This window comes from Cytobacillus sp. GQ23 (genome assembly GCF_059758675.1).
Genome location: NZ_JCAXER010000021.1, coordinates 93,208 through 105,440 on the forward strand (window position 1 = coordinate 93,208; position 12,233 = coordinate 105,440).

Annotated in this window: 13 protein-coding genes; 9 read left to right on the forward strand and 4 right to left on the reverse strand. The window is 38.5% G+C overall.

From position 1 onward, the window contains the following. From AC6CHU_RS17755 to AC6CHU_RS17785, 7 genes are all read left to right on the forward strand, one after another. On the forward strand, positions 1 to 507 hold the full coding sequence (locus tag AC6CHU_RS17755; protein WP_498122537.1) for a (2Fe-2S)-binding protein: 507 nt from the start codon (positions 1 to 3) through the stop codon (positions 505 to 507). Beyond that, the gene (locus tag AC6CHU_RS17760) at positions 507 to 2,063 is read left to right on the forward strand and encodes a class I adenylate-forming enzyme family protein (protein WP_251283476.1); all 1,557 of its coding nucleotides are present in this window, start codon (positions 507 to 509) and stop codon (positions 2,061 to 2,063) included. Before AC6CHU_RS17755 ends, AC6CHU_RS17760 begins: the two co-directional genes overlap by 1 nt. Continuing rightward, complete coding sequence (locus AC6CHU_RS17765) at positions 2,063 to 2,866, forward strand: enoyl-CoA hydratase/isomerase family protein (protein ID WP_251283475.1); 804 nt, start codon at positions 2,063 to 2,065, stop codon at positions 2,864 to 2,866. The genes AC6CHU_RS17760 and AC6CHU_RS17765 overlap by 1 nt, the downstream gene beginning before the upstream one ends. Before the next feature lie 30 nt (positions 2,867 to 2,896). Beyond that, on the forward strand, positions 2,897 to 4,153 hold the full coding sequence (locus AC6CHU_RS17770; RefSeq protein ID WP_498122538.1) for a benzoate/H(+) symporter BenE family transporter: 1,257 nt from the start codon (positions 2,897 to 2,899) through the stop codon (positions 4,151 to 4,153). 319 nt (positions 4,154 to 4,472) lie between these two features. After that, positions 4,473 to 4,664 carry a hypothetical protein gene (locus AC6CHU_RS17775; RefSeq protein WP_159862240.1) on the forward strand — a complete coding sequence of 64 codons (192 nt, stop codon included), beginning with the start codon at positions 4,473 to 4,475 and terminating at the stop codon, positions 4,662 to 4,664. 253 nt (positions 4,665 to 4,917) lie between these two features. Beyond that, positions 4,918 to 5,937 (forward strand): DUF3231 family protein, encoded by a 1,020-nt coding sequence (locus AC6CHU_RS17780; RefSeq protein WP_498122539.1) that lies wholly within the window; start codon positions 4,918 to 4,920, stop codon positions 5,935 to 5,937. Between the two features lie 250 nt (positions 5,938 to 6,187). Further along, a complete protein-coding gene (locus AC6CHU_RS17785; RefSeq protein ID WP_159862238.1) occupies positions 6,188 to 6,673 on the forward strand; it encodes a hypothetical protein in 486 nt (161 codons plus the stop codon). Between the two features lie 41 nt (positions 6,674 to 6,714). Here AC6CHU_RS17785 and AC6CHU_RS17790 read toward each other — a convergent pair whose 3' ends face one another. The 3 genes from AC6CHU_RS17790 to AC6CHU_RS17800 are packed head-to-tail and all read right to left on the reverse strand — an operon-like array spanning position 6,715 to position 10,390. Then, positions 6,715 to 7,797 (reverse strand): Ger(x)C family spore germination protein, encoded by a 1,083-nt coding sequence (locus tag AC6CHU_RS17790; protein ID WP_498122540.1) that lies wholly within the window; start codon positions 7,795 to 7,797, stop codon positions 6,715 to 6,717. Continuing rightward, positions 7,790 to 8,875: a GerAB/ArcD/ProY family transporter gene (locus AC6CHU_RS17795; protein WP_498122541.1), complete on the reverse strand. Its 1,086-nt coding sequence runs from the start codon at positions 8,873 to 8,875 to the stop codon at positions 7,790 to 7,792. The genes AC6CHU_RS17790 and AC6CHU_RS17795 overlap by 8 nt, the downstream gene beginning before the upstream one ends. Before the next feature lie 18 nt (positions 8,876 to 8,893). Then, complete coding sequence (locus AC6CHU_RS17800) at positions 8,894 to 10,390, reverse strand: spore germination protein (protein ID WP_498122542.1); 1,497 nt, start codon at positions 10,388 to 10,390, stop codon at positions 8,894 to 8,896. 449 nt (positions 10,391 to 10,839) lie between these two features. Between AC6CHU_RS17800 and AC6CHU_RS17805 the strand changes: the two genes are divergently transcribed. Together AC6CHU_RS17805 and AC6CHU_RS17810 are read left to right on the forward strand one after the other, a co-directional pair. Continuing rightward, positions 10,840 to 11,226 carry a DUF4257 domain-containing protein gene (locus AC6CHU_RS17805; protein WP_498122543.1) on the forward strand — a complete coding sequence of 129 codons (387 nt, stop codon included), beginning with the start codon at positions 10,840 to 10,842 and terminating at the stop codon, positions 11,224 to 11,226. Between the two features lie 121 nt (positions 11,227 to 11,347). Further along, positions 11,348 to 11,602 (forward strand): hypothetical protein, encoded by a 255-nt coding sequence (locus tag AC6CHU_RS17810; RefSeq protein WP_498122544.1) that lies wholly within the window; start codon positions 11,348 to 11,350, stop codon positions 11,600 to 11,602. Between the two features lie 78 nt (positions 11,603 to 11,680). Here AC6CHU_RS17810 and AC6CHU_RS17815 read toward each other — a convergent pair whose 3' ends face one another. Further along, positions 11,681 to 12,196: a hypothetical protein gene (locus AC6CHU_RS17815; RefSeq protein ID WP_498122545.1), complete on the reverse strand. Its 516-nt coding sequence runs from the start codon at positions 12,194 to 12,196 to the stop codon at positions 11,681 to 11,683. Between the last annotated feature and the right edge of the window lie 37 nt (positions 12,197 to 12,233).

Genomic DNA, 12,233 nt, shown 5'->3' on the forward strand with positions numbered 1-12,233 from the left:
ATGTCGAATCTCACCCTTAAACAAAAAATGAACGTTTCCCTATTAATGAATGGAAAGGAGGTGGGAGCAGAAGCTGAGCCTAGAAAACTCTTGAGTGATTTTATAAGAGAAGATCTAGGTCTTACAGGTACTCATGTTGGCTGTGAACATGGAGTTTGTGGTTCCTGCACGGTACTTTACAATGGTAGAGCCGTACGAAGCTGTTTAATGTTTGCTGTTCAAGCTAACGGTTCAGACATACAAACAATTGAAGGCTTAGCAAAGAATGGAGAACAGCATGCTTTGCAGCAGTCATTTACAGAGTGCCATGGACTTCAATGTGGCTTTTGTACACCGGGGATTTTAATGTCTTCACTAGAGATGATGAATAATGGCCAAGTACCCACAAAACAAGAGATTAAAGAAATGTTATCCGGCCATCTTTGCCGCTGTACTGGGTACACAGGAATTATTGCAGCTATTGAAAAAGCGTGTGGGATAAATAAATGTAAAGAAGGTGACAATTAGTGAATCTTGGAAAGCTGTTTGATTTTGCAGTGAATCGATTTCCTGATAAAACAGCCATCGTTCAAGATGATAGACGGTTATCCTATAAGGAATTACAAGCAGAAATGAATAAGCTTGCTTATTCATTGCAGAAGCAGGGGATTGAAAAAGGAGATCGTGTTGTCATTATACTTAAGAACCGCTTAGAGATGGTCGTAATTTATTGGGCTATTCAAAAAATAGGTGCCATTTTTACACCAATAAATTTTCGACTGTCAACAGAAGAAGTGGCGTATTGTGTAAATAATGCTGATGCTAAAGCGGTCATTTTTGAGCCAAGCAGCCAAAATGCCGCACTAAATGGCACATATTCAAGTAAGCCGCTTTTTGTAAGCGTTTTAGGTGCTGAAGGTGCAGATATAACCTATGAAGAGCTTATAAAACATGATCAAGAGGCGTTTGATTTCCCCAATATTGATTTAGATGATATTTGTTTAATGTTATACACTTCAGGAACCACGGGGAAGCCAAAGGGGGTTCCCAGAAGCCACAAAAATGAATACAGTGCTGCAATCGCACACATTATTCAAAACCAATATGTGCTTCATGAAAGCACTCTGGGTGTCATGCCGCTCTATCACACCATGGGAATGCGCTCTCTATTATCCATGGCATTTATTAATGGGAAAATGGTTATGATTCCTGATAATAATACATCAAAAATGTTAAAAGTGATGGAAGATGAAAAGGTTAGTTGCGTTTATTTAGTTCCTACCATTATACATGACCTATTAAATCATAAAGAATTTAGTAGGTATAATTTACGGAATATTCGAAAAATAGGATACGCTGGAGCATCCATGACTACAGAATTAACAGAAGAATGTTTCAGGAAATTAAAGCCGGATGTTTTTGTAAATCATTATGGTAGTACTGAGGTTTATACTTTCAGTATTTGTAACTATTTAGATAAAAAGCCGGGTTGTGCGGGTAAAGCAGGTTTCCACCAGCAATTAAGAATAGTTGAACCTGACCCTGAAGGAAGAACAGGTCCTGCTGATATTGTCCCACATGGAACGCCAGGAGAAATTATTGTGAATATTGACTCGTTAGAGGCGTTTAAAGGTTATTGGAAACGACCTGATGCAAACATCAAATCGATTAGAAATGGCTGGTACTTCACGGGAGATATGGGTGTTTTAGATGAAGATGGAGATCTTTATGTGGTTGGCCGCGTTGATGACATGATTATCTCTGGAGGAGAAAACATTCACCCTCTTGAGGTTGAAGACGTTTTGTCTTCACATCCGGAAGTATTAGAGGCTGCAGTTGTTGGTATACCTGATGAGCGTTTTGGAGAGAAGGTTGTTGCATTTATAGTTGGTAAAAGCCCAGCAATTTCATCTGCAGATCTGGACAACTATTGCAGAGAATCTGGCAGGTTGGCAAACTTTAAACGGCCGAGGGATTACTGTTTTATAAATGAGATACCTAAAAGCCCAGTAGGGAAAATTTTAAGAAAAAAATTAAAAGAAAATTATCCATCTATAACACAAAAAGAGGAGAGTGTAGGCTAATGACAGCACTTAATAACAACGATACTTACCAATGGGATCATATTTTAGTAGACAAGGATATTGAAGCAAAGACGGCTACAATTACATTAGATCGGCCAGAAAAAATGAACACGCTAAGTTTTATTGCTCGCTCACATCTTAATCAAATTTTCACTGAATTAAATAATGATGAGGATGTAAGGGTGATAGTGATAAAGGGAGCGGGTGAAAAAGCCTTCAGTTCAGGCGGGAATATTGCAGAATTCATGGAGCAGCATCCATCCGTACTATCAGAATTGCATGTGAATGTAGCTGCACCAGAGCGTTCTCCCAAACCCGTCATTGCCCAATTGCAGGGGTACACATTTGGGGTAGGTCTTGAAATCGCAATGGCATGTGATTTTCGAGTGGCATCAGAAACCACGCAGTTGGCATTGCCCGAGATCAATCTTGGCATGATTCCTGGCAGTGGTGGATCACAGCGGATTGCCAAAATTGCTGGAGTCGGCCGTGCAAAGGATATGATAATGAGAGGAAGACGGATACCAGCACATGAAGCACATCAATGGGGCCTGTTAACAACTGTGACAAGTCAGGAAAATTTAGAAGTAGAGGTAAATAAATTGGTTAAAGATCTTGTTAGGCTTTCACCAATGACCTTAAAAGTGTTAAAAAAGGTCATAAATAGCTCCCAGGATGCGCCTTTAAGTGTAGGGATGGAAATAGAAGGATTTGCATATGGAATGCTGCGATCTACTGAGGATTTTAATGAAGGTGTACAGTCGTTTGGAAATAAGGTGAAACCTAGTTTCAAAGGGATTTAGGAAAGTTGAATTGGGAAATGGAGGGTATATATGAAATACTCAATGGGTGAAAGTTTTAGAATGATGCCCAGGTATTTAGATATTAACACCTTTAGTACTGGAACACTAGCGGCGATTTTTGGATGCACTGGACCGGCTTTAATTATCATTGGCGGTGCTGCTGAAGGTGGATTATCCATTGAGCAGACTGTTTCATGGCTGTTTGCAGTTTATTTCTTCGGAAGTTTGATTGGAGTTTATTTAGCATTAAAGTATCGTCAGCCTATTGCGGGAGCCTGGTCCATTCCAGGGGCAGTGTTAGTCGCAAGTGCCCTTCAGCATTACTCCCTTAATGAAATTTCAGGAGCCTATTTAGTTTCAGGAATTCTCGTATTTATTCTGGGGATTTCAGGTCTAATAGGGAAAATTATGAAATGGATTCCAGTGCCGATTGTAATGGCGATGATCGTAGGGGCGATGATCAAATTTGGCACTGGGATGATTACATCGCTTGAAGGAACTCCTTTAATAGTAGGAACAGCAATTCTGGTTTATTTATTTTCTTCACGCTATATAAAAAAAGTCCCTCCTATATTAATGTCTTTTGTAGCTGGAGGAATCTTGGCAGCAGTAATGGGAGAGTTTCAATCATCCAGTATGGAAGCAGGATTCACCCTGCCGCAAATCTTACTTCCAACATTTAGTTTCGAATCAATCATATCAGTTTCTATACCTCTAACCTTATTAGTAATTGGGGCGGAGAATGCCCAAGCAATAGGTGTCTTGATGGCAGAAGGATATAAGCCCCCTATTAATTCAATGACGATTTGGAGCGGAATTGGCGGGATAGTTACATCTCTATTCGGCGGACATAATGCAAATATTGCAGGGCCAATGACAGCGATCTGTTCGTCAAGGGAATCTGGAGAAAATAAGGAAGGGCGCTATGCCTCTGTAATTGTAAATGCAGTAATATTTGGAGGCTTTGGCTTAATTGCTGGTTTAGCCGTCCCATTTGTAACTGCCTTACCAGGTGCTTTGATCTCAACTGTTGCGGGACTAGCTATGATTGGTGTACTGGTAAGTTCTCTTCAAGCAACCTTTACTGAGAGGAAATTTCAAATTGGTGCATTTTTCTCATTAGTTATTGCGATGTCAGGAGTCTCTTTTTTTAGTATTAGCTCACCTTTCTGGGCTCTTATTGGTGGAGTTATTGTTTCTTTAATCATTGAAAAAGGTGATTTTGATACCTTTAAATATGAAATAAAAACTGATAATGAAAAAAAGAATTTTGAAAGTGCAGTATGATAATCCATATGATATGGGTGGCTAATAATATAACAGATAAAGGCCTCTTTTCTCAATAAATAATGATGGCCCGGCAAAGCCTGGTAAAGGGAATGGAAAGAAAGATAAGTAATAGTATTGAGAAACCCGGCTTCCTTGATGGAGCCGGGTTTTTCTCTTTTTTGGCGGTGCTTAAGGTGAGACAGGTGGAAGGGGCTGACCTATAGGAAGGTGGTTAATTAGAGCCTGGAGGGGTATTTTCTTTTTGTTGTGTTTTTATCCGTTCAATGAAACCTTTACTCCTTAAAGATCGTACTAGATTATAAAGGGAGGGCTGGTTTTGAAAAAGGATAGCGGCAGGTTTGATTTTTACTGGGCTGTCATGATTTCGGTGATGGCTATCTTTTTAATGATCAGGAACATGTTAGCGGACATAGGCTTTTTTTCTGTGACAAATGCTTTGGCTGTGTTTGCCCTGCTTGGATCGCTTGCTTATTTATATAAACTAACCATGTCCTCCCAGGACGGGTAAGCCATACAAAAAGATTAGAGTGGGCGACATTGAGGACATGTGCATTTTTGGACGTTTTTATCAGATAGATGTGTGGAGTGTTCTTAGTCCAATATTTAGGTTTCAACTAACCGGAAGATACTTTTTCATTAGCTGGGAGTTGAAGATCTAAGGGATCGGAAGCTCCCTTTTCTTATATTAGGCTGTTAATATGCATATTTAAAGTATACGAATTTAAAGGAGGGAGATATTAAGTAAAAAAGAAGGGATTACCATGAAAAAAATTAAGCCAATTAAATTAGGTTCTCATCAAGCAAGCAGCAAGGAAAAATTAACATCTGCAGAAATGGGCAAGCTTTGGGCTACATACATGGGAAACAGCATGGCAACATGTATTTTAAAATATTTTCTGCAGCATGTGGAAGATAAAGAAATTAAAAAGTTATTGGAAAACGCCTTGCACCTGTCAGAAGAATTCATGGAAATCATTAAAGGGATCTTTGAGAAAGATGGAGTTCCCATTCCTGCGGGTTTTTCTGATGAGGATGTTAACTTAGGTGCTCCGAGACTGTTTATGGACGAATTTTATGTCCATTATTTAAAGTATACGGCAAAAGCAGGATTAAGTATTTACAGTATCGCGATCCCACTTGTTTACAGAAAGGATGTAAAGGAATTCTTCAGGCATTGTATGGATTCTGCCATGGATTTAATGGAGCAGATAAAAGATATCCTCATGTATAAAGGGTTAATTATTAAACCACCATTAATTCCGGCTCCTGAGAAAGTGGAATTTGTACATAAGGATTTTCTGAATGGATATCTTGGAAACAAACGTCCTATGCATGCAATGGAAATCACCCATTTCTACGATAATATTGAAAATAATGTAACAAGCAAAGCACTGATTATGGCATTCAGCCAGGTGGCAAAGGATGAAAAGATCCGAAAACTATTCGAGAGTGGAAAGGAAATAACTACAGCTAATATCGAGAGTTATAAGCAAAAGCTTCATGAGGAAGATTTGCCGTCTCCACCTTATCTGGATGACTTAGTAACCAATTCCACTTTTTCTCCTTTTTCAGATAAAATCATGCTGTTCCATAAGATGGATATGTTTTCAATAAAAATAAGAGCCTTCGGAAATTCAGTGGCCGTCAATGGCCGGCGGGATATAGGCATGATTTATTTGAAGGCAATTATGAAAAACTCATATTTTGTTGAACGTGCTGCTAGAATTATGATTGAGAAAGGATGGTTTGAACAGCCGCCTGCAGCTGCTGATAGAGGTTAATGATTCTAATAGTCCATACTTTGCAGTTTAGAGAAGCCTTTCGCTGAGAAAGGCTTTTTTTATGGGTGACAAAAAACGTGCGAATATTGTCTGGAACAAAAGTGCATTTATTAACGACCAGCTGCTGGTCCATTCCCTGCGATAGACTAAATCCCAAGACTTAGATAAAAATTGAACCGGAGGCCCAGGATACTATAAATGGACCATGGTACATTTGATATATAAAGAGTCAGGAAGAGGATGAAGATAAATGCCAAAAGAGAAACATCAGTTAACAGATTCAGCTGCAACCGGAAAGCTGCAAATGACCATTTTTTTATGTTCCATTCTTTTTACCATTGGGACAGCCATTCACAATTTTATTATTATAAATCCGTCTTTAATTGAAACCATGATGCAAATGGCGGGAGCAGCAGACCCTGCTGGTGAAGCAATCGAATTCACATTTGGTTTTAGAATTGTCGGGTGTTTATACATTGCTGGAAATGCGTTAGGCATATTGGCTTTAAATAGCCGTTCAAAAATATTGTGGTGGATCATATTAATCGTTAATGTCACGCAAGCCACTGGGCCAATTATGATTCCTTCATCAATGTGGACAGCAGTTAATGACATTTATGGCGTGTTAGGGATTCTGCCAAGTGCGATTACGGACGGCGGAGCCATTATCTTATCTTTAGTCATGATCATTTCGATGTTCAAGCTTCGTACTACATGGGCACAGAGACCTTCATAAGCTATAATCAGCTGCTGATCAGGCAGCTTTTTTTGATCCAGTTAATTGATTGTTCCAGTCTGCTCTATTTCCACATCGGCTTTAATGGACACTTTGACATCTGGATATTGCATCTTCCATTGTTGTTCATCAAAGGCACGATCATGCTCCCTGTATTTTGCTCCCAGCCCTAGAGGATCAACCTGCTCCTCCTTAAGCCTATTTATGAAATGGAGAGCTTTTTTTTCCAGTTCCTTTTCTACTTTATCCTGATATTTCTTCCTATCAAAAGCATGTTTTTTTTTCTCAGATGAAGCAAATTCCTGAAGCTTTGTTTTCATTTTTAGGTGAATGGAAAATTCCGGCTTTCCCTGAACCATCTTTATTTTATATTTAGGATTTGAATAAAGGGTTTCCAGGACCACCTTATCCCCATTTTCCAGCATAAACGCCTGCGTACCATTGTTTTTGTTCTTTTTAAGCAATGTTTTGAACATAAATATGTCTTCCCTTGGAATGGAAGTAATAAAGCTATCATCTTTAAAAACCGCCAAACCAGTTATTCTGATGGTACCATTTACATTCTTTATTAAAGGTAAGTATGCATCTTGACCTGTCTGAAATAATTGAAATAAAAAGGTTTGCAGATTGGTTTTTGGAAGCGTTCCGAACTCCATGTTTTGATCCAGCATTTCCTGGAGGTAAATGGAAATATTCTCACTCTGATATTTATTCAGGTTCATCAGCTCTTTCGTTTCCCCATCCACAATCGCCAATTGTACGATGCTTCCGATAAAGGGATCCCGGTTTAAGGTATCGATAAAATCACTGATCCCGCTTTCTGCCAGTGACTCCCCATAAAGAGCCAGCCTGAGCTGGCCGCTGACTAATCGAAGCTGTGTTTCATTATTTAACTTTTCCCTTATTTCCTTGCTTGAATATCCGGATACTGATTTGACCTCGGTTGTTGAACCTTTATTCTTAAAGACTGGATAGGCAACGGTCCCTTCAATTTCCCCTTCATCGGCCAAATCATAGCCAACCCCCTGTATCATCCCGACCTCATTGACAATACGGGTTGGGAGCAGGGAACACCCGGATAGGAAAAGGATGAAGAAGATCGATAATACTGAGCGGCTACCCATCTTGATGCCCCCTTTTAAACAAAGTGAAATAAATCAGAAGCAGAGGGATATAGACGTAAAAGACGTACAAATTCATCTGCGTAATATATTTATCCAGCATCTCATTAAAATGCTCATTATTAATTAGACACAACCCTACGCTGATTAAAATAAGGACCCATAAAGCATACTTTTGCTTCACATTAAAGATTTTCTTTAGTCCCCTGCTTGAACACCATAACAACAGTGAAATCAATGCGGTGACAACCATTGAATACATAGAGATATATAAATATTCAAAGCGCTCCAAATAAGAAAACTTAATGACTTTAGTAAGTGAAAGCTCTGGCCAGATGGTCGATTTTAATTGGTTTTCACTATAAAAGGTGAAAGACACAATGGAAGAAAGGGTATAGAGCAATGTAGTGAAAAGTACACCGAGATGAGCAAACTTTCTGGATTTATCAGGATTTCGGATAAATGGGTAAACCATTAATAGTGTCTCTGTTCCTGCTATGGTGTACATGGAGCTCTTAATAGAGTCCAGCATGTCCATAAAGGAGTGATTCATGATGGGAAGCAAATTTGAAAAATGAGCAGTCTTCAATGGAAATATATACAGAAATAAGACCCATAGCTGCGGGAAAAGAAAAGATAAAAATGACAGGCCGACGACAACGCGAAAGCCTCCGGAAATGCAATAATATACAAGTATTAGAATCAACACGGATACAATCCAGGAAGGTATGGCCGGAAACATCCAAACCTGGATAATTTCTATGAATTTAAGCATGACAGACACACTTGCTAAAGCATAATAGCTGATGATGAAGAAGCTTAGGAATTTTCCAAGGACATTGCCGAAGGAAGCCTTGTGAATATCGATGATATCCCCCTGTGCTTTTCCAAGCAGTTTATACATAACCCAAATAAAGACCTGAACCAGACATCCTGCGGCGAGGACGCCAATCCATGCATCATATCCCGCTTTCTCTGCAATCGTTCTTTGAAAACTTAAAATCCCCACACCTACCTGTGAGTTGGAAATGATGAAAAAGACCAAATATGGGGAGACCTGGTGCCTTATGCTTACTTTCAAACGAATCACCCTATAACATTATTCGTAAAAATCATTCAATGGCTCAGGATTCTTTTGGTTTCCTGAAACCTTTTTCTTTTTTTGCGGCCTTAAATTTTGGGGGTTATCTTTTTGCATGGAAAAAGGGAGTCTGATCCACAGGTCCTGAAATGCGGTTCTCCGCATAGGATAATTGCTTAAATATGGCCGTCCAAGTGATGTCAGCCTAAGTATGTGTATCAATGTATAGATTAAGCTAAGGTATACACCAAATAGGCCCAGCCAAGAGGCTAGAAAAATGATCGGAAACTTAATAAAGCGGATGGTGTTGCTAAATTTATACACGGGGGATGTGTAGGAAGCTAATGTTCCAAGCCCCACGATAATCAGCAGCACATTGCTGGTTAATCCGGCTTCCACCACTGCCTGTCCGATGACAATACCGCCTACGACACCCAGCGATTGCCCAATTTTAAGGGGTAATCGGATCCCTGCCTCCTTTACCATTTCAATCATTAGTTCTAAAAACAATGCTTCCAGAAAAGGGGGGAAGGGAACTGTTGCTCTTGATCCTACAAGCGGCTCCAGCAGACGGGCTGGAATTAACTCGTAATGATAGGTCATGATCGCCACATACATAGGAGTGACAAATGCAGAAATAAATAAGGAAGCAAAGCGCAATATACGGAAGAAATTACTGATGATCCATGAATAGTTATAATCCTCCATTGCAATAAAGGATTCCATAAACGTGACGGGCAGGATAATCAGATTGGGTGACCCATCAACGGCAATGATAACCTTTCCCTCTGTAAGCCCCGCTGCCACCCTGTCAGATCTTTCTGTTGAAATGGATTGGGGAAACAAAGAATTGGAATTGTCCTCGATCATAGCTGAGATATAGGAACTATCCTGGATGTGTTCATACTGTATGTCTGTAATTCTTTGAATGACGGTGTTGATATTTTCCGGATCTGCTATCCCTTTCACATAGAGAACGGCTACTTTTGTTTTTGATAAATTCCCTGCAGTCATTTCCTTTACGATAAGGTCAGGTATAGGCAATCTCTTTCGGATGAGGTTAATATTAGTATCCAATTCCTCAATAAACCCGATTTGAGGACCTATTGCAGAGGCTTCCAATGTTGGAATTCCCACATCGCGAAATTTACTGTTTGCGATATTGACTAATAAACAGTCCTCATCATGAGGATGTAATTGAATGGCCATGTAGCCATTCATAATGTTTTGAATGATTTCATCCGAATCGCTGGTGATAACCATTTCCTGAATCGGAATGATGTCTTTTAGCTCGATTAAGGAAAGGCGGCCCTGTATGTATGGAAGAACATCCTTATGCAGAATATCTGATGATATAAGCGTGCGAAAATAGGCTATCCAAAATGGATGATTATCGATTGATGAAGTATGATAATGAACAAAGTCATTTGAATCGGAAAAGGTTTCAACCCAATTCTGATGGATTGAATGGGAGTTGCCGATGCCGTCACTATTTCGGCTGCTCTTTCTCTTCATAGCAAAACCTCTGTTTTTTTCATATTATCTGTGAGCCTGTCATTTCTATACATGGATACCATCATAAAGAACAAAGAGAATGTTTGAGATAAAAGGAAAGTCCAAAAGTGAACTTAAGCTGACTTTGCAAGCCATTGATGTTCTAATCCATTCCATTGAGGATACTTGTAGGGAAGACCCAGAATGTTATAAAGAAGCTTCTACAAGACTAAAAATGCTTTAAAGAGCACGGATGAATGGGTGAGGTAAAAGAATATATTAGGAAAATATTGATACCGCTAGAAATTTATAGTAGTATTTTTTTTTAGCAGTCTTTTTGAGACTAGCGGGTACGCTTAAAAGTTACGGCCTTTGTGGTCGATGGAACATTACTTTATTTGTAATGTCTTTCTATCGTCCAAAGGTCGTTTTTTTGTGCAAATTTTCAAGACAAAAAACGAAAGGGTGAGGTGAAATATGTTAACAAAGATATTAATAGCAGCAGGGATAGGTTCAATGATGGGCGTATATCTCATGCTAAGAGGAATAACACCATTAAAAAAACAAGAAACACAAAAAGAACATTCTATCCTGGTTTTTTAACTGATATGGCTTATGGGGCATTGGCTGCCGTCCCAGTTGTTATTGTGGCAGATCCTAATGGGTTGGAAAGAGTAATATTGACTTCTATCTTAGGCGGCTATGCCGGAGAAGGTACAATTGCCAAATTAGAAGCTTCAAATCAGCAAGCTAATATTGATTCGGTTAAGAGCAATTTAGAAAAATTAAACGAATCTTTGCCTGCTCCTGAACCGAAAGACAATGAGTCCTCAGCAAAACATGAGAAAGAACAATAAACAAGCATTATTCTTTCTTACATATTTTGCAAGAAAATTATGATATAATTACCGTAACAATTATACGATATCTAAATGGAGACTGAATCTTAGCAAATAAATCCTGAAAGGAGATGCCAAGATGCAACTTAAGGACTTTCTAAATGCTAATGAGCTTGAGAAGTTTAATGAACTTCAACTTGAACTACTTGATGCCCATAACAAGAAGGAGAGGACCTTAATTCAGGCTGAGATTGACGAAATCTTAGATACAGCGAGAAGTCGGTACGAATCTTTAATGAGCGGAAATAAAGAACAGGCTTCAACCTATGAACTTATTAGAGCAACGTCACCTTTTGTCCGGATTAAAGGAAAGAAAGAGCATGTATTACAATGAAGAAAGCTGTATTCCAACATATCGTGGGATACAGCTTTTTTATTTTGTTGAAAGAATTATTTATTAGTTATCTGTACTTCACTCAAAACCTTGTACATAGTATTTATTATACTTAGATTTTAGGCTTGTAATTAAATTCTTATCGGTAATTATATCAACTACATCACTGCTAACATAAATAAGGACATTATCATTGTAGAATATTATGTAAGACTGAGGGTGTCCTTGTATAATCATTTTGGTATAAGCAAAAATATGTTTTGGTTGGAGATTATTTATTGTACCGAATATAATAGTTCTTTCATTAATAGGATCTTCAATTAATGATTCTTTCCAATTTGAAATCTTTACTATTTCACCTAGTCCGGTTTTTAAAGAAGATCTTTTGTTTTTATTAATATATCCAGTAATAAAAGAAGCAGAAACCGAACTGCTATCTAGAAAGACATCGTTTAATATATCTTGTAGTAATCTTGTTCCATGATTCTCAAAAACTTCTATCCCAAACCTTATTCTGTTTTCTGCCTTAACTTGAAAATAAGGTGTTATATCTATATTTGTAAAATCCACTTCAATATCTTGAATTTTTATCATAAAGTCAATCTCCTATTCGTTTTAATTCAATATCATA

Bases quoted from the DNA above. Each gene is read 5' to 3' on its own strand.
- AC6CHU_RS17810 (WP_498122544.1), top strand. From the start codon at position 11,348: ATGCAACTTAAGGACTTTCTAAATGCTAATGAGCTTGAGAAGTTTAAT.
- AC6CHU_RS17780 (WP_498122539.1), top strand. From the start codon at position 4,918: ATGAAAAAAATTAAGCCAATTAAATTAGGTTCTCATCAAGCAAGCAGC.
- AC6CHU_RS17800 (WP_498122542.1), bottom strand. From the start codon at position 10,390: ATGAAGAGAAAGAGCAGCCGAAATAGTGACGGCATCGGCAACTCCCAT.
- AC6CHU_RS17815 (WP_498122545.1), bottom strand. From the start codon at position 12,196: ATGATAAAAATTCAAGATATTGAAGTGGATTTTACAAATATAGATATA.
- AC6CHU_RS17785 (WP_159862238.1), top strand. From the start codon at position 6,188: ATGCCAAAAGAGAAACATCAGTTAACAGATTCAGCTGCAACCGGAAAG.
- AC6CHU_RS17770 (WP_498122538.1), top strand. From the start codon at position 2,897: ATGAAATACTCAATGGGTGAAAGTTTTAGAATGATGCCCAGGTATTTA.
- AC6CHU_RS17755 (WP_498122537.1), top strand. From the start codon at position 1: ATGTCGAATCTCACCCTTAAACAAAAAATGAACGTTTCCCTATTAATG.
- AC6CHU_RS17790 (WP_498122540.1), bottom strand. From the start codon at position 7,797: ATGGGTAGCCGCTCAGTATTATCGATCTTCTTCATCCTTTTCCTATCC.
- AC6CHU_RS17765 (WP_251283475.1), top strand. From the start codon at position 2,063: ATGACAGCACTTAATAACAACGATACTTACCAATGGGATCATATTTTA.